Here is an 18886-nt window from a genome sequence, read left to right as displayed (position 1 = left end):
GCCCCCGCCGTCAGCGCTCCCAGTCCTCGCGCGCCGGCTTGCCGCCGATGCCGAGCCGCCGGTCGAGTTCCGCCGCTTCCGTTTCCGTCAGCCGCAGTTCCACGCGCACATTGCCGTCTTCCAGGTCCTCGCGCGCATCGACGATGGAATGATCGTAGATCCACGGCAGAAGTTGCAGCTTCGTCACCGGAACGATGACGTCGCGGTCGACCAGCACGCCGGAAAGCCGCTGGTTGATCTCGCCGAGCAGCGTGTCGACGCCCTCGCCCGAAATAGCCGAGACGGCGATGACGTTCGGCTGGCTCCCGGCCTTCTGTACGAGGGCGTCGCGCGCCTCGGGCTCCAGCCGGTCGATCTTGTTCCAGACTTCGAGAATGCGCTCCGCGCCGTCCTTCTCGTCGATGCCGAGATCGGCGAGGATGCGCAGCACGTCGGCCGACTGCGCGCCGTTGTCCGGGTCGGACATGTCGCGCACATGCAGGATCAGGTCGGCTTCCAGCACCTCTTCCAGCGTCGCGCGGAAGGCGGCGACGAGGTGGGTCGGCAGGTCCGAGATGAAGCCGACGGTGTCCGACAGGATGACGGTGCGGCCCTGCGGCAGCTTCATGCGGCGCAAGGTCGGATCGAGCGTGGCGAAGAGCATGTCCTCGGCCAGAACCCCTGCCCCGGTGATGCGGTTGAACAGCGTCGACTTGCCGGCATTGGTATAGCCGACCAGCGCCACGATCGGGTGCGGCACCTTCTTGCGCTTGGAGCGGTGAAGCTGGCGGGTGCGGCGCACCTGCTCCAGTTCGCGCTCCAGCTTGACGATCTTGTCCTGCAGCAGGCGGCGGTCGGCTTCGATCTGCGTTTCGCCCGGACCGCCCATGAAGCCCGCGCCACCGCGCTGGCGTTCGAGGTGGGTCCAGCTTCTGACGAGACGGCCGCGCTGGTAGTTGAGATGCGCAAGCTCGACCTGCAGCGTGCCTTCCTTGGTGGAGGCGCGGCGGCCGAAGATTTCGAGGATGAGGCCCGTGCGGTCGATGACCTTGGCGGCCCATTCCTTCTCGAGGTTGCGCTGCTGAACCGGCGTCAGCGGATGGTCGACGATGACGAGGCCGGCATCGTGTTCGTCGAGCGCAGCCTTGATTTCCGCGATCTTGCCGGTGCCGAGCAGCGTGCCGGGCTTCGGCTGGCTGACGGTCACGACGGCCGCATGCGGGATGGTCAGGTCGATGGCGCGGGCAAGCCCGACGGCCTCTTCCAGGCGCGCCTCGTCGGAACGCGTGGCCGGCGCTGCCGGATCGGGCTTCGACCGCTGCGCCTTCAGCACCGGAACGATGACGACGGCGCGCATATCGTCCCGGTGCTTTTCAGCCTCCGGAACGATAGAGTCCTTGCTTATATCGGTTTTTTTAATGTTCGTGGTCCTGTCAGGAGCCGCTTTCCTCGGTCTCGAACATCTGCAGCGGCTGGCCGGGCATGATGGTCGAGATCGCGTGCTTGTACACGAGCTGCGAGTGACCGTCGCGACGGAGCAGCACGCAGAAATTGTCGAAGGAGGTGACAACCCCGGTCAGCTTGACCCCGTTGATGAGAAAGATCGTCAGAGAAATCTTTTGCTTGCGAACGGTATTAAGAAAAAGATCCTGCAGGTTCTGAGAACGTTCCGCCATGGCGCCGCTTCTTTCTGATTGCCGGCCCTTGAGACCGGTTGACTGAAAATAAATGCCCCCCGGCCCGGCAGAAACTCCCGGACCGCCGATTTTGGTATCAAATCGCGGTCTTCTCCGCAACGGCGAAAAAAGCATCCCTGAGTTTCTGCGCCGTCATGCCGGGATGGCCGTTGGCGATCGTCTGACCGTCGATGGAAACCACCGGCAGGCAGATCGTCGTCGCCCCCGTAATGAAGACTTCCCGCGCTTCCAGCATCTCGGCGACGGAAAAGCGCCGTTCCTCGACCTTCACGCCGAGCTTTTCCGCGACATCCATCAGCGTGGTGCGGGTGATGCCGCGCAGAATCGAATGATCGGCCGGGCGTGTGACAAGCGTTCCGGCCTTGTCGACGATCCACAGGTTCGTCGCGCCGCCTTCCGTGACGTTGCCGTCCGCATCGACGAAGATCGCCTCCTGCGCCCCCGCCTCCTTCGCCTGCTGGCGGGCGAGAACGTTCGGCAGAAGGCCGACGGTCTTGATGTCGACCCGGCCCCAGCGGTTGTCCGGCACGGTCGCCGCCTTGATGCCGGCGGCATATTTCGCCGCGTTCACCGCGGGATTGAGCGATTTCGCCGTGACGACAAGCGCGGCGCGCACGTCCGGCGACGGGAAGACATGATCGCGCCGCGCGACACCGCGCGTCACCTGAAGATAGACCATGCCATTGACGACGCGGTTGCGGCGCAGGACCTCGCGCATGATGCCCACCAGCGCCGCCCGCGGCATCGGCGGACGGATACGAATCTCGCCGAGCGAGCGGTCGAGGCGGTCGAGATGGCGCGTCAGGTCGACGATATGGCCCTGCTGCACCTGGCAGACCTCGTAGACCGCGTCGGCGAAGACGAAGCCGCGATCCTCGATGGAGACGGCGGCTTCGGCATGGCGGACATAGCGGCCGTTGACATAGGCAAAGCGGGGCATGAAGGGTCCTGTGGTCGCGCCGGGCCGGATGCGGGGCCGGCCGCGCGGTTTGCTGGAGCTGTGCTAGAGCATGTCAGGTTCACATTGAACCAGGCATGCTCTCAATTCTTTTGTTTTCGTTTGTCTTTTCGGGAAAAGCGGTTCCCACTTTTCCCTGACAAACTCTAGAAATACTGGATGCTGACGCGGAAAAGCTGTTCGACATGGCGAACGGAGGCCGCGGCAGCAAAGAGCACGACGCGGTCCTTGGCCTTGATCTTCGTGTTGCCGTCCGGGCGGATCACCGTCTTGTCGCGATAGATCGCGCCGACGCGGATGCCGGGCGGCAGCTCGATCTCGCGCAGCGGCTTGCCGACGAGCGGAGAGGTCTCCAGCGCCTCGGCCTCGATCACTTCGGCAGAACCCTTCTGCACGGCATAGACCGAGCGGATACGCCCCTTGCGCACATGCTGCAGGATGCCGGAGATCGTCACGGCGCGCGGATTGATATGCGCGTCGATGCCGAGCGTCTTGGTGAAATCCTCATAGGCGGGATCGTTGATCAGCACGAGGTTCTGCTTGCAGCCGAGGCGCTTGGCCATGACGCTGCCGAGAATGTTGATCTGGTCGTTGTTGGTGAGCGAGACGATCAGGTCGGCATCCTGGATATCGGCCTGGAGCAGCATCTTCTGGTCGAGCGCCGAACCATGCAGGACGACGGTGTTGCGCAGCTTCTCGGCCACCGCCACGGCGCGCTCGCGGTCGCTCTCGATGATCTTCAGCCGGGTCTTGGGCTGGTAGTCCTCGATGGCCTTGGCGACGAAATAGCCGATATTGCCACCGCCGGCGATGACGATACGCGCCGCCTCCTGCTCCTCATGGCCGAAGAGCGCCAGCGTGCGGCGTACATGCCCCTTGTCGCAGACGACATAGGCGAGATCGCCCGAATGCAGCTGGTCGGACGAATTCGGCACGAAGAGCTTGCCGTTGGAGAAGATGCCGGTGACGGTGGCGTTGAGATCGGGGAAAAGCTCGCTCAACTGCTTCAGCGGCGTCTCGACGACCGGGCAATCCTCCATGCATTCGATGGCCACCATGACGATGCGGTCATCGGCGAAGCGCACGACATCCGTCGCGCCGGGGAAGGAGATGCGCCGCAGCACCATCTTGCCCACTTCCACCTCCGGCGAGATGGTGACGTCGATCGGCAGGTTATCCCGCGAGAAGAGGTCGGAATATTCCGGCGCCAGATAGTTCTGCGAGCGGATGCGGGCGATCTTGGTCGGCACGTTGAAGAGCGAATGGGCGACCTGGCAGGCGACCATGTTGATCTCGTCGAACAGGGTGACGGCGATCAGCATGTCCGCCTGGTCCGCGCCGGCTTTCGCCAGCACCTCCGGATGCGCGCCGTGGCCGACGATGCCGCTGACGTCGAGCGTCTCGGTGATGGCGGCAATCAGCGAGGGCTGGTTGTCGATCACCGAAACGTCGTTGCCCTCTTCCGAGAGCCGTTCCGCGATACCGTAACCGACGCGGCCGGCGCCGCAGATGATGACCTTCATATCGCCGAATCCCTCAAGTCCCTGAGGGCCTTATACGCCAAGCGACTTCAGTTTGCGATGGAGCGCCGAGCGTTCCATGCCGACGAATTCCGCCGTGCGGGAGATGTTGCCGCCGAAGCGGTTGATCTGGGCGATGAGGTAGTCGCGTTCGAACATTTCACGCGCCTCGCGCAGCGGCAGCGTCATGATGTGCTGGTCGCCCTGCGTCGAGATCTTCGGCAGCATGTCGCCCACTTCCGTCGGCAGCATGTCGGCGGTGATCGGCGTATCGGGACCGTCGCTGCGCGCGAGAATCATCAGGCGCTCGATATTGTTGCGCAGCTGGCGGATGTTGCCCGGCCAGTCGTGCGCCTGCAGCACGGCGAGCGCGTCGTCGCCGATCTTGCGCGACCGGATGCCCGCCTGCTCGCTGACCTGCCGCATGAACATGTCGACGAGGAAGGGAATGTCCTCGCGCCGCTCGGCCAGCGGCGGCACGCGCACCGGCACGACGGCGAGGCGATGATAGAGGTCCTCGCGGAAACCGCCTTCGGCGATCAGGCTTTCGAGATTGTAGGCGGTGGAGGAGATGATGCGCACATCGACCTTCACCCGCTTGGAGCCGCCGACGCGCTCGAACTGCTGGTCGACCAGCACGCGCAGGATCTTGTTCTGCGTCTCGCGCGGCATTTCGCCGATCTCGTCGAGATAGAGGATGCCACCATGGGCCTCTTCCAGCGCGCCGGTCCGCCGCGGCTGGCCGGGCGTGCCTTCCGTGCCGAACAGCGCGATCTCCATGCGTTCGGGCGTGATGGCGGCGGCGTTTAGCACCACGAAGGGGCCGTTGGCGCGGCTCGACTTGCGGTGGATCATGCGCGCCACCAGTTCCTTGCCGGAGCCGGAGGGGCCTAGGATCATGATGCGGCTGTTGGTGGGCGAGACCTTTTCGATGGTCTGGCGAAGCTGCGAGACGGCGACGGAGGTGCCGATCAGCTCGGCCGGGTCGCCCGAACGCTTCTTCAGTTCCGTCACCTCGCGGCGCAGCTTGGAATTTTCCAGCGCGCGCTCGGCGATCAGGATCAGCCGGTCGGCCTTGAAGGGCTTCTCGATGAAATCGTAGGCGCCGCGGCGGATCGCCGAGACGGCCGTCTCGATATTGCCGTGGCCGGAGATCATCACGACCGGCAGGTCGGGATGGCGGCTCTTGATCTCGTCGAGCAGTGCAAGACCGTCGAGCTTGCTGCCCTGCATCCAGATGTCGAGAAAGACGAGACGCGGCACGCGGTCGCTGATGGCGGCCAGCGCGCTGTCGCTGTCATAGGCGGTGCGCGTCTCGTGCCCCTCGTCGGAAAGGATGCCGGAGACGATCTCGCGGATGTCCTCCTCGTCATCAACCACAAGAATGTCAGAGGCCATGGCTCATTTCCTTGCTCTTATTGTCCGCATCGACGGCCGCGGTTTCCTCGTAAGGCAGGATCACCCGGATCATTGCCCCGTGGCCGTTGTCGAAATCCGCGGGGGCGTCGTGCAATTCCAGCTGCCCGCCATGGTCTTCGATGATCTTCTTGACGATGGCGAGACCGAGGCCGGTGCCCTTCTCGCGCATGGTCATGTAGGGTTCCAGAATGCGATGCCGGTTCTCGGTCGGCAGGCCCTTGCCGTTGTCGATGACGTCGACGACGAAACGGCGGCCCGCGTCGTCGGCGTTCGCCCGCACCATGATCTTGTGATCGGAGCGCGCGGCATCCGGCGGCAGCGCCTCGATGGCCTCCACCGCATTCTTGATGAGATTGCCGAAGGCCTGGCCGAGCATGCGCGCATCGAAGAGACCGGTCAGCGCGACGTCGCCGAGATCCTTCTGGAAGGCGACGTGGTTGTTGCCCATCTCGCGCAGGAAGACGGCATCCTTCAGGATGCCGCGCAGGTCCGAGCGCTCCTTGGTCGGCTTCGGCATGCGCGCGAAGGCGGAGAACTCGTCGACCATGCGGCCGATATCCTCCACCTGGCGCACGATCGTGTCGGTGCACTGGTCGAAGACCGCGCGGTCCTCCTGGTCGATCTGCTTGCCGTAGCGGCGGCGGATGCGTTCGGCGGAAAGCTGGATGGGCGTCAACGGGTTCTTGATCTCGTGCGCAATGCGGCGCGCCACGTCCGCCCAGGCGGTCGAGCGCTGCGCGATGACGAGATCGGTGATGTCGTCGATGGTGACGACGTAGGATTCCTGCGCATCCTTCGCCTCCTCGCGCGTCACCTGCACGTTCAGCGTCCGCTCCTTGCCGCCATGCATGATGTTGATCTGCTTGCGGTAGTCGTTGCGGTGACGGGTGGAACCTTCCGACAGAACCGCGGCGATTTCCGGCGCGACCTCGGCGAGCGGCCGGCCGAGCAGATCGCTGGTGTCGCGGCCGAGCAGGATTTCCGCCGAAAGGTTGGCGATGGTGATGCAGCCGTCGCCCTCGACGCCGATGACGGCGGCCGTGACGCCCGACAGCACCGCTTCGATGAAGCGGCGGCGATGGTCCACCTCGTCCTTGGCGTCGAGGATCTGGCCCTGCTGCGCCCGGATTTCGGCGATCATCTTGTTGAAGGTGCGCGAGAGATTGCCGACGTCGCCGTCGGCGACGCGCACGGGCACCGTCACGTCGAGATTGCCCGAGGCCACGCTGTCGGCCGCGCCGATGAGCTGGCGGATCGGCCGCACGATGCGGTCGGCGACCGCGATGGCGGTCCAGATCGCGGCCAAAAGCACGATCAGCGCGAAGCCGAGATAGAGCACGCCGAAGGCAATCTGCAGCGTGGTGCGCCCGGCTTCCAGCGCGCGATACTCGGCCGTGTTCTCCTCCATCAGGCGCATGGAGCGCATGACTTCGGGATCGACCGTGCGGATCGTGTAGAGAAACGCATCCGGCACGTTCTCGAGCTTGATGATCGCGCCGACGAGATTGGTGGTGCCCGGCGGAATGAGGGTCGGCTGGCCGGCGGCCGATGCCTTCAGCGCATCCTCCGGCACCGGCGGCAGGGGATTTTCGGTCGGAATGCTGGCCTGCAGGATGGGAGAACCGTCGGCGCGCAGAAGGAACGCGCCCAGCATGCCGCGCCCGCGCGCCTGCCGCGTCATCAACTCGATGAAGCCGGTGCGGTCGAGGCTGTAGAGCTGGCGGTTGCGGTCGAGGTCGTTGGCCATCGAGGCCGTCTGGCCCTGAAGGTAGCTGGCGTTTTCCAGCACATAGGCCTGCGCCACGTTCAGTGAGGAGCTGACGATGGACTGGGTGCGGATGGAGAACCAGCGGTCGAGGCCGACATCGAGCGTGATGGAGGCGAAGATGGCGACCAGCACCGCCGGCGTGATCGCGACGATGGAGAAGAGCGCGACGATGCGCACATGCAGCCGGGCCGCCGCGCGGCCGCGGCTGCGGGCGCGCAGGAGCCTGAGGATTTCCCGGCCGATCAGGAACACCAGGCCGACGATGAAGATCGCGTTGATCGCCGCCGAGGCGATGACGACATTGGCTTCCGGCTTGATCGGCGTCAGGCCGAGCAGGATGAAGAGCGAGATGGTGGCGGCAACGAGCGCGCCGCCCGCCAGCAGCAGGCCGGGCAAGGCAAAGGACGCGCGCCGGTCGGCGGTCGCCCCAACGTCCTGTCCTTCCGAGAGCAGGCCTTCGTCCTCGTTCATGCGCCGCATCGCTTCCCCGGCCGTGCATCCAGCGGATGCCGGCATTTCTGTCTTGTTTTCGGGATCGCCGACGGCGCGGAAAAGCGGCCGCATTGCATCCGCATTCCTGACGGTCAGGCGCGCGGACCTATTCGGCCGCCAACCCCTCTGTTACCCTCAAGCAACAGATTGTGGCCAAAATGCAACGCCCCTTGCCGTAAAGTCAAGCAGAGCGGGAGCTTCTATAGACCGATACACCCAATTCGCGAATTTTCTTTCGCAGCGTGTTGCGGTTGAGGCCGAGAAGATCGGCCGCCTTGATCTGGTTGCCACGGGTGGCGGTGAGCGCGGCGAGGATCAGCGGATATTCCACTTCGGCCAGCACGCGGTCATAGAGCCCGGCCGGTGGCAGGCCATCGCCGAAGCTGGCGAAATACTGGCGCATGTTCTCCTCGACGGCCTGGGAGATCGACAGCGAGCCCGTGCGGGTCACCGTCTTCTCGATGGGGCTGTCGGGAATGTCGGCCCTCAGCTCCGTCTCGATGATCTCGCGGGTGATGACGTCCTGGGGATAGAGCGCGGTGAGGCGCCGCACGACGTTTTCCAGTTCGCGCACATTGCCCGGCCAGGGATGGGCCTTCATCAGTTCCAGCGCTTCCTGGTCGAAACGCTTGGCGTCCAGCCCTTCCTTTTCCGCCTGCTGCACGAAGTGGCGCACGAGATCGGGAATGTCCTCGGCCCGGTCGCGCAGCGGCGGCAGGCGCAGCGGCACCACGTTGAGGCGATAATAGAGATCTTCGCGGAAGAGGCCCTGGTTGATCGACTGCTTCAGGTCCTTGTTGGTCGCCGCGACGATGCGCACGTCCGTGCGGATCGGCGTGCGGCCGCCGACGGTGGTGTATTCGCCCTGCTGGAGCACGCGCAGCAGACGGGTCTGCGCATCCATCGGCATGTCGCCGATCTCGTCGAGGAAGAGCGTGCCGCCCTCGGCCTGCTCGAAGCGGCCGGTCGAGCGGTTCTGCGCCCCGGTGAATGCGCCCTTCTCGTGGCCGAAAAGTTCCGATTCGATGAGGTCGCGCGGGATCGCGGCCATGTTGATGGCGACGAAGGGGCCGTTGCGGCGCTTGCCGTAGTCGTGCAGCGCGCGGGCGACAAGCTCCTTGCCGGTGCCCGATTCGCCGGTGATCATCAGCGTCAGGTCCGTCTGCATCAGGCGCGCGAGCACGCGGTAGATTTCCTGCATCGCCGCCGAGCGGCCGACCAGCGGCATGCCGTCCTGCGCGTCGTCCTCGGCATGGGCGGGCCTGCGCTTCGGCTCGGCGAGCGCGCGGCCGATGATGGCGATCAGCTCGGTCAGGTCGAAGGGCTTCGGCAGATAGTCGTAGGCGCCCTTTTCCGAGGCCTTGATCGCCGTCATGAAGGTGTTCTGCGCGCTCATCACAAGCACCGGCAGATCAGGCCGCGCCTTCTTGATGCGCGGCAGCAGGTCGAAGGCGTTTTCGTCGGGCATGACCACGTCGGTCACGACGATATCGCCCTCGCCCGCGGCGATCCAGCGCCACAGGGTCGCTGCGTTGGAGGTGATGCGCACGTCATATCCCGCGCGGCTGAGGGCCTGGTTGAGCACCGTGCGGATCGCGGCATCGTCATCGGCAACGAGGACTGTGGCGCCTGTCATCAAATCTGTCCTTTGGTCTTGGGAAAGTCGTCATCTTCGCTGACGCCGCGGGAGGCCGGCATCAGCACGCGGAAGGTTGTCCGGTTGCCCTGGCTGTCGCATTCGACGATGCCGCCATGGCCGCCGATGATCTTGGCGACCAGGGCGAGACCGAGGCCGGAACCGTTGGTCTTGGTGGTGATGAAGGGGTCGAAGAGATGCGGCAGGAGGTCGGCCGGGACACCCGGGCCGTTGTCATGCACGCAGAATTCCAGCGGCAGCGAGATTTTCTCGCGCGTGCCGGCGACCGAGAGGCGGATACCGGGCCTGTAGGCGGTCGTCAGCTGGATCTCGCCGTCCGCCCGGTCGCCGATCGCCTCGGCGGCGTTCTTGATGAGGTTGAGGAAGACCTGCACGAGCTGGTCGCGGTTGGCATAGACCGGGGGCAGCGACGGGTCGTAGAGCTCGGAAATGCGGATGTTGCGGCCGAAGCCCGCCTTGGCGACCGCCTTCACATGGTCGAGCACCGCGTGAATGTTGAGCGGCACGCGGTCGACCGGCCGTTCGTCGGAAAAGACCTCCATGCGGTCGACCAGCGAGACGATGCGGTCCGTCTCCTCGCAGATGAGGCGCGTCAGCGCCCGATCCTCGTCGGTGACGGCCGTCTCGAGAAGCTGCGCAGCGCCGCGGATGCCGGAGAGCGGGTTCTTGATTTCATGCGCCAGCATGGAGGCAAGGCCGGTGACGGACCGGGCCGCGCCGCGATGGGTGAGCTGGCGGTCGATCTTGTCCGCCATGGACCGTTCCTGGATGACGACCACGACCGAGCCCGGCTCCGTGGTGGCGGGCGCGACATAGATATCGACCAGCTTTTCCGCGCCGAGCCGCGGCGAACTCAGGTCCACCCGGTATTCGCTGACGGGCGCGCGGCGCTCGCGCACCTGGTCGATCAGCGTCAGAAGCGGGCTGCCGAAGGGAATGAAGGTCGAGACCTTGTGGCGGGAAAGATGGTTGGCGCTGGCGCCGAAGAAGGATTCGGCCTCCCAGTTGGCAAAGGCGATCAGGCCTTCGGCATCGACGAGGATCACCGGGTTCTGGATGGCGTTGAGCACGGCCAGCGCCAGGTCCGGCGCCTTGGCGGCATTCTGGTCTGGGCCCTTGCCGGTCATGCCGCTTCTCCCAGCGTCGCGGTGCCGCCGGACGATAGCGCCGCGGCAAGGCGCTCGGCGACGAAATCGCTGTCGCGCGCCGTCATGATCTCCGCCTTGGCTGGCCCGGTGAAACCGGGGGCGAAGCGCTCCAGATACCAGCCGACATGTTTTCGCGCATGGCGAAGGCCCGCCTCGACGCCGTAGAAATCGAGCATCATGCGGTAATGCTCCACCGCGATCTCCGCGATCTGTTCGATGGCCGGATGCACGCAGGCGCCGCCCAGCACGGCCGGGTGCCACGGTCGCCCCTGCGCGGAACGGCCGACCATCACGGCATCGGCGCCGGAACGGCGCAGGATCTCTTCCGCGTCCTCGGGCGTATCCACGTCGCCATTGGCGACGAGCGGAATGGTCAGCACGTCGCGCACCGCGCGGATGGCGTCCCAGTCCGCCCTGCCCTCGTAGAACTGCATGCGCGTGCGGCCGTGCACGGTGATCATTGCCGCCCCGGCCACCTCGGCGCGCGATGCGATATGCGGCGCATTCAGCGAATCATGGTCCCAGCCGAGCCGCATCTTCACCGTTACCGGCACCTTCACGGCATTGACGGTCGCCTCGATGAGGCCGAGCGCGTGATCGGGATCGCGCATCAGCGCGGAGCCGGAATAGCCGCCGATGACCTTCTTGGCCGGGCAGCCCATGTTGATGTCGATGATATCGGCGCCCTCGCCCTCGGCGATGCGCGCGGCCTCGGCCATCCAGTGCGCCTCGCGCCCCGCAAGCTGCACCATGTGCGGACGGATGCCGCAATTGCGGATGCGCGACCAGCTTTCCCGCGCGTTCAGCGCCAGCTCGCGGCTCGCCACCATCTCCGTCACCACCAGTCCCGCGCCGAAACGCCAGGCGAGATCGCGGAACGGCAGGTCGGTGACGCCGGACATCGGCGCCAGAACCACCCGGTTCCGGAAGGTTTGACCGCCGATCGCCAAGGGCGCTGACAGGGTGGGAGGCGTCAAATGCTTATCTTTCAAGCAGGTCATGTCGTTGCACTATTTTTAGACAGAGTTACCGTTCTTGCCAAGCCGCAATCTCGCATGGCCGCAATTTTCCGAACAGCGCTGGAATTGCGGCATCCTTCCGGCTAAACCACCTCAAAACGCTTTGAAACGGGAGCTGTGAAGCCGAATGCAGGCGGAAAATGCACTATCCTGCGGTGTGGTGATCGTTGCCGCCGGGCGGGGCGAACGGGCCGGCAGCCATGCCGAAGGCCCCAAGCAGTATCGCCGCATCGGCGGAAGGCCGGTCATCTCCCATACGCTCGATCTCTTTGTCAAATGGCCGCATGCCCGGCATATCGTCGTCGTGATTCATCCCGATGACGAAGCGCTGTTCGCGGCGGCGCGCGCCGCCGCCCTGCCCGCCGAGGGCCGCCTGACGGTGGTGCATGGCGGGGCGACCCGCCAGCAATCCGTGCGCGCCGGCCTCGAATCCCTTGCCGGACACGCTATCAGCCATGTGCTCATCCAGGATGCCGTGCGGCCCTTCGTCGAACCCGTGATGCTGGAACGCACGCTCACCGCCTTCCATCACGGCGCCCGGGCCGTGCTGCCGGCCATCGCCGTCGCCGACACGCTGAAGCGCGCCGACGCCAATGGTAATGTCACGGAAACCGTCTCGCGTTCCGGCCTCTTCGCCGCGCAGACGCCACAGTCCTTCCATTTCGCCACCATTCTGGAAGCGCACCGCCGCGCCGGCGCCTCGGGCCGCGCCGATTTCACCGACGACGCCGCCATCGCCGAATGGGCCGGCGTGCAGGTGCACCTCGTCGAAGGCAGCGCCGGCAACGTCAAGCTCACCCTGCAGAAAGATATCGCCATGGCCGACCAGCGCCTCTCCCACGGCCTGCCGGATGTCCGCACCGGCAACGGCTACGACGTGCACCAGCTTGTCGAGGGCGACGGCGTGACGCTTTGCGGCCTGTTCATCCCGCACGACCAGAAACTCTCCGGCCATTCCGATGCCGACGTCGCGCTGCATGCCCTGACGGACGCCCTGCTCGCCACCTGCGGGGCCGGCGATATCGGCGATCACTTCCCCCCGTCCGACCCGCAGTGGAAGGGCGCGGCCTCGCGCATCTTCCTCGAACACGCCGCCGCCATCGTGCGCGCCCGGGGCGGCACGATCATGAACGCCGACGTCTCGCTGATCGCCGAGGCGCCGAAGGTCGGCCCGCATCGCGACGCGATGCGCGGGAACCTTGCCGAATTCCTCGGCATTTCCGTCGACCGCTGCTCGGTGAAGGCAACGACCAACGAGAAGATCGGCTTCGTCGGCCGCCGCGAGGGCATCGCCGCCATCGCCACCGCCACCGTGGTCTACACCGTGGCCGACAAGGGAGGCGAGGCATGAGCTTCTGGCCAGAGGATATCGAGGACGCCGCCCGGCGCATCGTCACGGATTTCGCCGACCGCAAACTGCTGATCGCCACGGCCGAATCCTGCACCGCCGGCCTCATCGCCGGCGTCATCACCGAGATCGCCGGCTCCTCGGCCGTCTTCGACCGCGGCTTCGTCACCTATTCCAACGAGGCCAAGCGCGAGATGATCGGCGTTGCCAATGCCACGCTGAAGGCCCATGGCGCCGTCTCCCGCCCGACCGCTCTCGAAATGGCCGAGGGCGCGATCGGAAATTCGGCGGCCAATATCTCCGTCGCCGTGACGGGCATTGCCGGCCCCGGTGGCGGCTCGGAAGAAAAGCCCGTCGGTCTGGTCCACCTCGCCGCCGCCCGCACCGGCCGCGCCACCCTGCACCGGGAAATGCGCTACGGCGATATCGGCCGCAACGCCGTCAGGCTGGCCACGGTGCGCACCGCGCTGGATATGCTGATCGAGGTCGGCAGGGATTAGAGCATGTCAGGTTCAGATTGAACCGGACATGCTCTAAATTCTTTTGTTTTCGTTTGTCTTTTCGGGAAAACCGGTTTCCACTTCTCCCTGACGAACTCTAGTTCGGGCAGAGCGCGTAGATGTTCATGGCATGGTTGATCTCGTAGAGCGCCGTGTCGGCCCAGAAGGTCTGGCCGGCGCCGAAATTCTTCGCAAGGAAGGCATCGACGCTCGCCCGCTGCTTTTCGGCCCGCGCCTTGTAGTCCGGCGTCCTGCGCGTGTCGGCGATGCATTTCACGAAATCCGGGATCACGCCGACCCGCTCCACATAGAGCGCCTGAAAATCGCCGGAGCCCGTCGCCGTGCCCCGCTCCACCGCGGCAATGGCCGGCGCGGCTTCGGCCGACAGAACGATATCCAGGGTTTCGATGTAGACATAGTCGCCGAAGCGCAGGTCGTCCCCGCCGGGCTCGACGCCCTCCACGCGGTAGGCCTTGCCGACCAGCTTCTGCCCGCCGGCCTCGAAAACCTGCCGTCCTGAAACCGTCAGCTTCAGGGCCTGCTTCCGTTCCGGATTCTGGTCCTTGAAGAGTGGCGGCAGCAGCGTCTCGCGGTCGACGATCTCGACCGTCTCGCCGACATCGGCGGTATCAGGATCGGGGGAATAGGCGTGACGGGTGTTGTAGAAGGCGAGCATTTCGGCTTCGCGCGCCGGGAAGAAGGCGCGGTCGAGATAAACGGGATTGCCAGGCAGGCCGCCATTCCTGCTTTTCATCACCATCTTCACATCCGGCCCGATCCGGTAACTGCCGGCGAGCGGATGATCGTCCTTGTCGAGCAGCAGGATGTACTCGCCCGGCTTTTCCTGCGCCGCCGCGGGCGCGCAGGCGAGGACGATCAGGACGAAGGGAGCAAGCCGGGTGATCATGACCCGGTAACGGGCGAACCGGCCGGAAAATTCAATCCGGCAGTTCAGGCGGCGGGATAGATCGCCGCCGCGCGCTTCTCGAAGGCCTCCGTGAACATGCGGAAGGCACGGTCGAACATCGAGCCCATCAGCGCGCCGAGAATGCGACTCTTGAATTCGTAGTCGATGAAGAAATGCACGGAACAGCCGCCGTCCGGCAGCGCCTCGAAGCGCCAGCGGTTGTCGAGATAGCGGAACGGCCCGTCGATATATTTGACGTCGATTGCCCGCTCTGCGGGGTTCAGCAGCACCTGCGTGGTGAAGGTCTCGCGGATCGCCTTGTAGCCGACCGTCATGTCGGCGACGAGCAGTTCCTTGCCGTCGCGCTCCTTGCGCGAGCGCACGGTCAGCCCCTCGCAGAGCGGCAGGAATTCCGGATAGCGCTCGACGTCGGCGACGAGGTCGAACATCTGCTGGGGCGTATGGGGAACGGGCCTGCGGGTCTCGAACTGGGGCATGGCCGAGAGCTAATGAACCGCCGCGACACTTGCAAGTAGGCGGCGCGCATCGCGCCGCGATTTCAACACGCAAACCGGCACGTCGCGGCCATAGGCCGCAAGGTTCCGCGCGATCTCCGGGCTCTCGGTCTTCTCGAAGTCCCAGACATAGGTCAGGAATTCACGGTCGATCTTCTCCGGGCAATCATCCGCCATTTCCGGCCGCGACCGCCCGCGATAGCGCAGCCAGCGCGACACGACGCCATAGAGCGACAGCCAGCGCGGCGGGCGCAGCCACAGCACGAGATGGCTGCGCGGCAACCGCAGCGGCAGGGTGCCGGGGCTGGTGCCGTCGAGTATCCAGCGCTCCCGCGCGACGATCTCTTCCAGCCGCGCCAGGGCGTCGGCCCGCGGCCGCACCTGCCAGCCCGGCAGCCAGAAGATCTCGCGGTCCATCGAGACGTAAGGCAGGCCAAGCCGCATTGCGAGCTTTCTTGCCAGCGTGCTCTTGCCGCTGCCCGAGCAGCCGATCACCAGCACCCGTTCCGCCGTCTTCAACCGTTCGGCGGCATCCTCCGGAGACATCGTCACGGCGTGCTTCCTTCCAGGCCGGCGGCTTGTAGAAGGGCGCGGGTGTCCTTGCGGGAACGCAGCGTGACGAGCGGCACGCCGTCGCCATGCCGCTCCAGCATGCGGATGAACCCCGGCGCGCTCTTGCGCTCGAAATTCCAGATATAGTCGAGAAAGGAACGGTCCGGCAGCGGTTCGGGGCATCCCGCCGCCATTTCCGGGCGCACGGTGCCGTGGTAGCGCCAGACGCGGCGCGCCACGCCGAGGAGGCAGGTCAGCCGCGGCATGCGCACCCAGATGACGAGATCGGCGCGCGGCACGCGCAGATCGAAGGTCGAGGGATTGCTGCCGTCCATCACCCAGCGCTCGCGCGACACCAGTTCTTCGAGGATTTCCCGGCGCGCGGCCGCATCGCGCTCCCGCCAGCCGGGCAGCCAGCGCACGTCACGGTCGATCGACTGATAGTCAAGGCCGAAATGCGCGGCGAGCATTCGCGACAGCGTCGACTTGCCGCCGCCCGAGCAGCCGATGACCAGCACGCGCCGCGCCGTCGCCAGCCGCCTGCCCGCCTCCCCGACCGTGATCGAAACCGTCATCGCCATCCCCGAAACGCAAAAGCCCCGCCGACCCTGGGGACCGCGGGGCTTAAAGGAAGGCTGCGAAAAAGTCCATTCCGCGGCGGAAAAGCCTATTCCGCGGCGGCGAGAAGCTTGCGCTCGCGCGCGGCGCGCAGGCGGGCGAAGTCGTCGCCGGCATGGTGCGAGGAACGCGTCAGCGGGCTCGAGGACACCATCAGGAAGCCCTTGGTATAGGCGACGGTCTCGTAGGACTTGAACTCGTCCGGCGTCACGAAGCGGTCCACCTTGTGGTGCTTGCGGGTCGGCTGGAGATACTGGCCGATGGTCAGGAAGTCGACGTCGGCGGTGCGCAGGTCGTCCATCAGCTGGAGCACTTCGTTGCGCTCCTCGCCGAGGCCCACCATGATGCCCGACTTGGTGAACATGGTCGGGTCCAGTTCCTTCACGCGCTGCAGCAGGCGGACGGAGTGGAAGTAGCGCGCGCCCGGGCGAACCGTCAGGTAGTTGCCCGGAACGGTTTCCATATTGTGGTTGAAGACGTCGGGCTTGGCGGCGACAACGCGTTCCAGCGCGCCCGGCTTCTTCAGGAAGTCCGGCGTCAGGATCTCGATGGTGGTCAAGGGGGATGCCGCACGGATCGCCCAGATCACCTTCTCGAAGTGCTCGGCGCCGCCGTCTTCCAGGTCGTCGCGGTCGACGGAGGTGATGACGACGTGGCTGAGGCCCATCTGCTTGACGGCCTTGGCGACGTTTTCCGGCTCTTCCATGTCGAGCGCATTGGGTTTGCCCGTCGCCACGTTGCAGAAGGCGCAGGCGCGGGTACAGATCTCGCCCATGATCATGAAGGTGGCGTGCTTCTTGTCCCAGCACTCGCCGATGTTCGGGCAGCCCGCTTCCTCGCAGACCGTCACCAGCTTGTGCGAACGCACCAGATCGCGCGTTTCCTGATAGCCCTTGGACACCGGCGCCTTGACGCGGATCCATTCCGGCTTGCGCAGCACTTCCGTATCCGGCCGGTGGGCCTTTTCCGGATGGCGCGCGCGCGGCGCGTTGGGGTCGGGATTGGTACGGTCGAGAATGGTGACCATGTCGATTCCACTTTCCTGCGGGCACATGCCCGTCTTGTCCGAAGAAGGCGTCAGGTCGCCGTCAAACCCTGTCCCACCCTGCCGTCACTCCCGGGCCCGCGCCGAGGATCCATGCAGCTCCAGCGCTTATGGATGGTCGGGACAGGCCCGACCATGACGAAAGAGAGGTTCGCGGCATTTTTTCAGCAGCCTGAGCCCACCCATGTGGAGGTGGGCTCTAGCACGTTCAAGCGTTGAGTGCACGCCCATAGGCGTCGAGCACGCTTTCCTTCATCGTTTCCGAAATGGTCGGATGCGGGAAGATCGTGTGCATCAGTTCTTCCTCGGTCGTCTCGAGGTTCATCGCGACGACGAAGCCCTGGATCATTTCGGTCACTTCGGCGCCCACCATATGCGCGCCGAGCAGTTCGCCGGTCTTCTTGTCGAAGATCGTCTTGACCATGCCCTGGTCTTCGCCCAGCGCCACGGCCTTGCCGTTGCCGGCGAAGGTGAAGCGGCCGACGCGCACGTCGCGGCCCTGTTCCTTGGCCTTGGCTTCCGTGAGGCCGACGGAGGCGACCTGCGGGTGGCAGTAGGTGCAGCCCGGGATCTTGGACTTGTCCATCGGATGAACGTTCGGCAGGCCGGCGATCTTCTCGATGCAGATGACGGCCTCGTGCTCGGCCTTGTGGGCGAGCATCGGCGGGCCGGCGACGTCGCCGATGGCGTAGATGCCCGGCACGTTGGTCTTGCCGTAGCCGTCGATGGCGATGAAGCCGCGGTCGGTCTTCACGCCGAGCGCCTCAAGGCCGATATTCTCGATATTGGCCTGCACGCCGACGGCGGAGATCATGCGGTCGGCGGTGATCTTCTCGACCTTGCCGTCCTTCATCTCGACATGGGCGGTGATGGAGTTGGCGCCCTTCTCCACCTTGGCGACCTTGGCCTCCAGATGGATCTTCATGCCCTGCTTTTCGAACTGCTTCTTGGCGAGCGCGGAGATTTCCGCATCCTCGACCGGCATGACCGTCTTCATCACTTCGACGACCGTCACGTCGACGCCGAGCGTGCGGTAGAAGGAGGCGAATTCGATGCCGATGGCGCCCGAGCCCATGACGAGCAGCGACTTCGGCATTTCCTCCGGCTTCATCGATTCGAAGTAGGTCCAGATCAGCTTGCCATCCGGCTCGATGCCGGGCAGCGCGCGCGGACGGGCGCCCGTGGCGATGACGATGTGCTTGGCATTGTAGGTGCCCTCGGGCAGAACGTTCTTCGGCACCGGCGCCTGCGGCTGCTGGATCGCCTTGGTCGTCTTGGACACGACGATCTCGCCCGGCTTGGTGATCTTGGCTTCGCCCCAGATGACGTCGACCTTGTTCTTCTTCATCAGGAAGCCGACGCCGCCGTTCATGCGCTGGGCGATGCCGCGCGAGCGGGCGACGATGGCTTTCAGGTCCGGCGTGACGGCGCCTTCGATCTTCACGCCGTAATCGCCCGGATGCTGGGCGTAATGGAAGATTTCCGCCGAGCGCAGCAGCGCCTTGGTCGGGATGCAGCCCCAGTTGGAGCAGATGCCGGCGAGGTGCTCGCGCTCCACGATGGCCGTCTTCAGGCCCAGCTGCGCCGCACGGATCGCGGCGATGTAGCCGCCCGGACCCGAACCGATTACGATGACGTCGTAGGATTGAGCCATGTCGTTTCCTGCCTCACTTGTTGCGCGGGAACGAGCGCCGCGTCTTTCTGTTCAGTTCCAAAGCAATTCCGCTTCACACTCTCGCTGGCA

At 65.4% G+C, this 18886-nt stretch carries 17 protein-coding genes; 2 read left to right on the top strand and 15 right to left on the bottom strand.

All coding sequences use genetic code 11. From position 1 onward, the window contains the following. Positions 1–10: 10 nt before the first annotated feature. From hflX to dusB, 9 genes are all read right to left on the bottom strand, one after another. On the bottom strand, positions 11–1336 hold the full coding sequence (gene hflX, locus V8U06_RS15895; RefSeq protein ID WP_427141481.1) for a GTPase HflX: 1326 nt from the start codon (positions 1334–1336) through the stop codon (positions 11–13). A 76-nt stretch (positions 1337–1412) separates the two neighbouring features. Then, positions 1413–1655, bottom strand: coding sequence for an RNA chaperone Hfq (gene hfq, locus V8U06_RS15890; protein WP_023514954.1), 243 nt, complete (start codon positions 1653–1655; stop codon positions 1413–1415). Positions 1656–1752: 97 nt separating this feature from the next. After that, positions 1753–2616: a D-amino-acid transaminase gene (locus V8U06_RS15885; protein WP_427141480.1), complete on the bottom strand. Its 864-nt coding sequence runs from the start codon at positions 2614–2616 to the stop codon at positions 1753–1755. A 164-nt stretch (positions 2617–2780) separates the two neighbouring features. Next, complete coding sequence (trkA, locus tag V8U06_RS15880; protein ID WP_427141479.1) at positions 2781–4157, bottom strand: Trk system potassium transporter TrkA; 1377 nt, start codon at positions 4155–4157, stop codon at positions 2781–2783. Positions 4158–4187: 30 nt separating this feature from the next. Continuing rightward, complete coding sequence (locus V8U06_RS15875) at positions 4188–5552, bottom strand: sigma-54-dependent transcriptional regulator (RefSeq protein WP_226919211.1); 1365 nt, start codon at positions 5550–5552, stop codon at positions 4188–4190. After that, positions 5542–7812: an ATP-binding protein gene (locus V8U06_RS15870; RefSeq protein ID WP_427141478.1), complete on the bottom strand. Its 2271-nt coding sequence runs from the start codon at positions 7810–7812 to the stop codon at positions 5542–5544. The genes V8U06_RS15875 and V8U06_RS15870 overlap by 11 nt, the downstream gene beginning before the upstream one ends. A 202-nt stretch (positions 7813–8014) precedes the next feature. Next, on the bottom strand, positions 8015–9469 hold the full coding sequence (gene ntrC, locus V8U06_RS15865; protein ID WP_427141477.1) for a nitrogen regulation protein NR(I): 1455 nt from the start codon (positions 9467–9469) through the stop codon (positions 8015–8017). Then, positions 9469–10617: a two-component system sensor histidine kinase NtrB gene (locus tag V8U06_RS15860; RefSeq protein ID WP_427141476.1), complete on the bottom strand. Its 1149-nt coding sequence runs from the start codon at positions 10615–10617 to the stop codon at positions 9469–9471. The genes ntrC and V8U06_RS15860 overlap by 1 nt, the downstream gene beginning before the upstream one ends. Beyond that, positions 10614–11639 carry a tRNA dihydrouridine synthase DusB gene (gene dusB, locus V8U06_RS15855; RefSeq protein ID WP_427141475.1) on the bottom strand — a complete coding sequence of 342 codons (1026 nt, stop codon included), beginning with the start codon at positions 11637–11639 and terminating at the stop codon, positions 10614–10616. Before dusB ends, V8U06_RS15860 begins: the two co-directional genes overlap by 4 nt. Positions 11640–11784: 145 nt before the next feature. Here dusB and V8U06_RS15850 point away from each other — a divergent pair, with 145 nt between their 5' ends. Together V8U06_RS15850 and V8U06_RS15845 are read left to right on the top strand one after the other, a co-directional pair. Continuing rightward, positions 11785–13008: a bifunctional 2-C-methyl-D-erythritol 4-phosphate cytidylyltransferase/2-C-methyl-D-erythritol 2,4-cyclodiphosphate synthase gene (locus V8U06_RS15850; RefSeq protein WP_427141474.1), complete on the top strand. Its 1224-nt coding sequence runs from the start codon at positions 11785–11787 to the stop codon at positions 13006–13008. Continuing rightward, the gene (locus V8U06_RS15845; RefSeq protein ID WP_427141473.1) at positions 13005–13505 is read left to right on the top strand and encodes a CinA family protein; all 501 of its coding nucleotides are present in this window, start codon (positions 13005–13007) and stop codon (positions 13503–13505) included. Before V8U06_RS15850 ends, V8U06_RS15845 begins: the two co-directional genes overlap by 4 nt. Positions 13506–13602: 97 nt before the next feature. Here the strand turns inward: V8U06_RS15845 and V8U06_RS15840 are convergent, their stop codons facing one another. From V8U06_RS15840 to lpdA, 6 genes are all read right to left on the bottom strand, one after another. Then, positions 13603–14412 carry a hypothetical protein gene (locus V8U06_RS15840; protein WP_427141472.1) on the bottom strand — a complete coding sequence of 270 codons (810 nt, stop codon included), beginning with the start codon at positions 14410–14412 and terminating at the stop codon, positions 13603–13605. Between the two features lie 44 nt (positions 14413–14456). Then, entirely contained in the window at positions 14457–14909 is a 453-nt protein-coding gene (locus V8U06_RS15835) for a type II toxin-antitoxin system RatA family toxin (RefSeq protein ID WP_427141471.1), read from the bottom strand. Between the two features lie 9 nt (positions 14910–14918). After that, a complete protein-coding gene (locus V8U06_RS15830) occupies positions 14919–15473 on the bottom strand; it encodes an AAA family ATPase (protein WP_427141578.1) in 555 nt (184 codons plus the stop codon). A gap of 2 nt (positions 15474–15475) precedes the next feature. Continuing rightward, positions 15476–16054, bottom strand: a complete 579-nt coding sequence (locus V8U06_RS15825; protein ID WP_427141470.1) for an AAA family ATPase — start codon at positions 16052–16054, stop codon at positions 15476–15478. A gap of 92 nt (positions 16055–16146) precedes the next feature. Continuing rightward, a complete protein-coding gene (lipA, locus tag V8U06_RS15820; RefSeq protein ID WP_427141469.1) occupies positions 16147–17124 on the bottom strand; it encodes a lipoyl synthase in 978 nt (325 codons plus the stop codon). 226 nt (positions 17125–17350) lie between these two features. Continuing rightward, positions 17351–18796, bottom strand: a complete 1446-nt coding sequence (gene lpdA, locus V8U06_RS15815) for a dihydrolipoyl dehydrogenase (RefSeq protein ID WP_427141468.1) — start codon at positions 18794–18796, stop codon at positions 17351–17353. Positions 18797–18886: the final 90 nt, after the last annotated feature.

It is taken from the genome of Shinella sp. G-2, assembly GCF_050172695.1.
Taxonomy (GTDB): Bacteria; Pseudomonadota; Alphaproteobacteria; order Rhizobiales; family Rhizobiaceae; genus Shinella.
This window is presented reverse-complemented; position numbering and strand designations above follow the sequence as displayed.

Coding starts and splice junctions, on each gene's coding strand:
- V8U06_RS15885 (WP_427141480.1), bottom strand. CDS start 2,616: ATGCCCCGCTTTGCCTATGTCAACGGCCGCTATGTCCGCCATGCCGAA.
- V8U06_RS15825 (WP_427141470.1), bottom strand. CDS start 16,054: ATGACGGTTTCGATCACGGTCGGGGAGGCGGGCAGGCGGCTGGCGACG.
- V8U06_RS15830 (WP_427141578.1), bottom strand. CDS start 15,473: ATGTCTCCGGAGGATGCCGCCGAACGGTTGAAGACGGCGGAACGGGTG.
- V8U06_RS15850 (WP_427141474.1), top strand. CDS start 11,785: ATGCAGGCGGAAAATGCACTATCCTGCGGTGTGGTGATCGTTGCCGCC.
- V8U06_RS15860 (WP_427141476.1), bottom strand. CDS start 10,617: ATGACCGGCAAGGGCCCAGACCAGAATGCCGCCAAGGCGCCGGACCTG.
- lipA (WP_427141469.1), bottom strand. CDS start 17,124: ATGGTCACCATTCTCGACCGTACCAATCCCGACCCCAACGCGCCGCGC.
- trkA (WP_427141479.1), bottom strand. CDS start 4,157: ATGAAGGTCATCATCTGCGGCGCCGGCCGCGTCGGTTACGGTATCGCG.
- V8U06_RS15875 (WP_226919211.1), bottom strand. CDS start 5,552: ATGGCCTCTGACATTCTTGTGGTTGATGACGAGGAGGACATCCGCGAG.
- hfq (WP_023514954.1), bottom strand. CDS start 1,655: ATGGCGGAACGTTCTCAGAACCTGCAGGATCTTTTTCTTAATACCGTT.
- hflX (WP_427141481.1), bottom strand. CDS start 1,336: ATGCGCGCCGTCGTCATCGTTCCGGTGCTGAAGGCGCAGCGGTCGAAG.
- V8U06_RS15870 (WP_427141478.1), bottom strand. CDS start 7,812: ATGAACGAGGACGAAGGCCTGCTCTCGGAAGGACAGGACGTTGGGGCG.
- dusB (WP_427141475.1), bottom strand. CDS start 11,639: ATGACCTGCTTGAAAGATAAGCATTTGACGCCTCCCACCCTGTCAGCG.
- V8U06_RS15845 (WP_427141473.1), top strand. CDS start 13,005: ATGAGCTTCTGGCCAGAGGATATCGAGGACGCCGCCCGGCGCATCGTC.
- V8U06_RS15840 (WP_427141472.1), bottom strand. CDS start 14,412: ATGATCACCCGGCTTGCTCCCTTCGTCCTGATCGTCCTCGCCTGCGCG.
- V8U06_RS15835 (WP_427141471.1), bottom strand. CDS start 14,909: ATGCCCCAGTTCGAGACCCGCAGGCCCGTTCCCCATACGCCCCAGCAG.
- lpdA (WP_427141468.1), bottom strand. CDS start 18,796: ATGGCTCAATCCTACGACGTCATCGTAATCGGTTCGGGTCCGGGCGGC.
- ntrC (WP_427141477.1), bottom strand. CDS start 9,469: ATGACAGGCGCCACAGTCCTCGTTGCCGATGACGATGCCGCGATCCGC.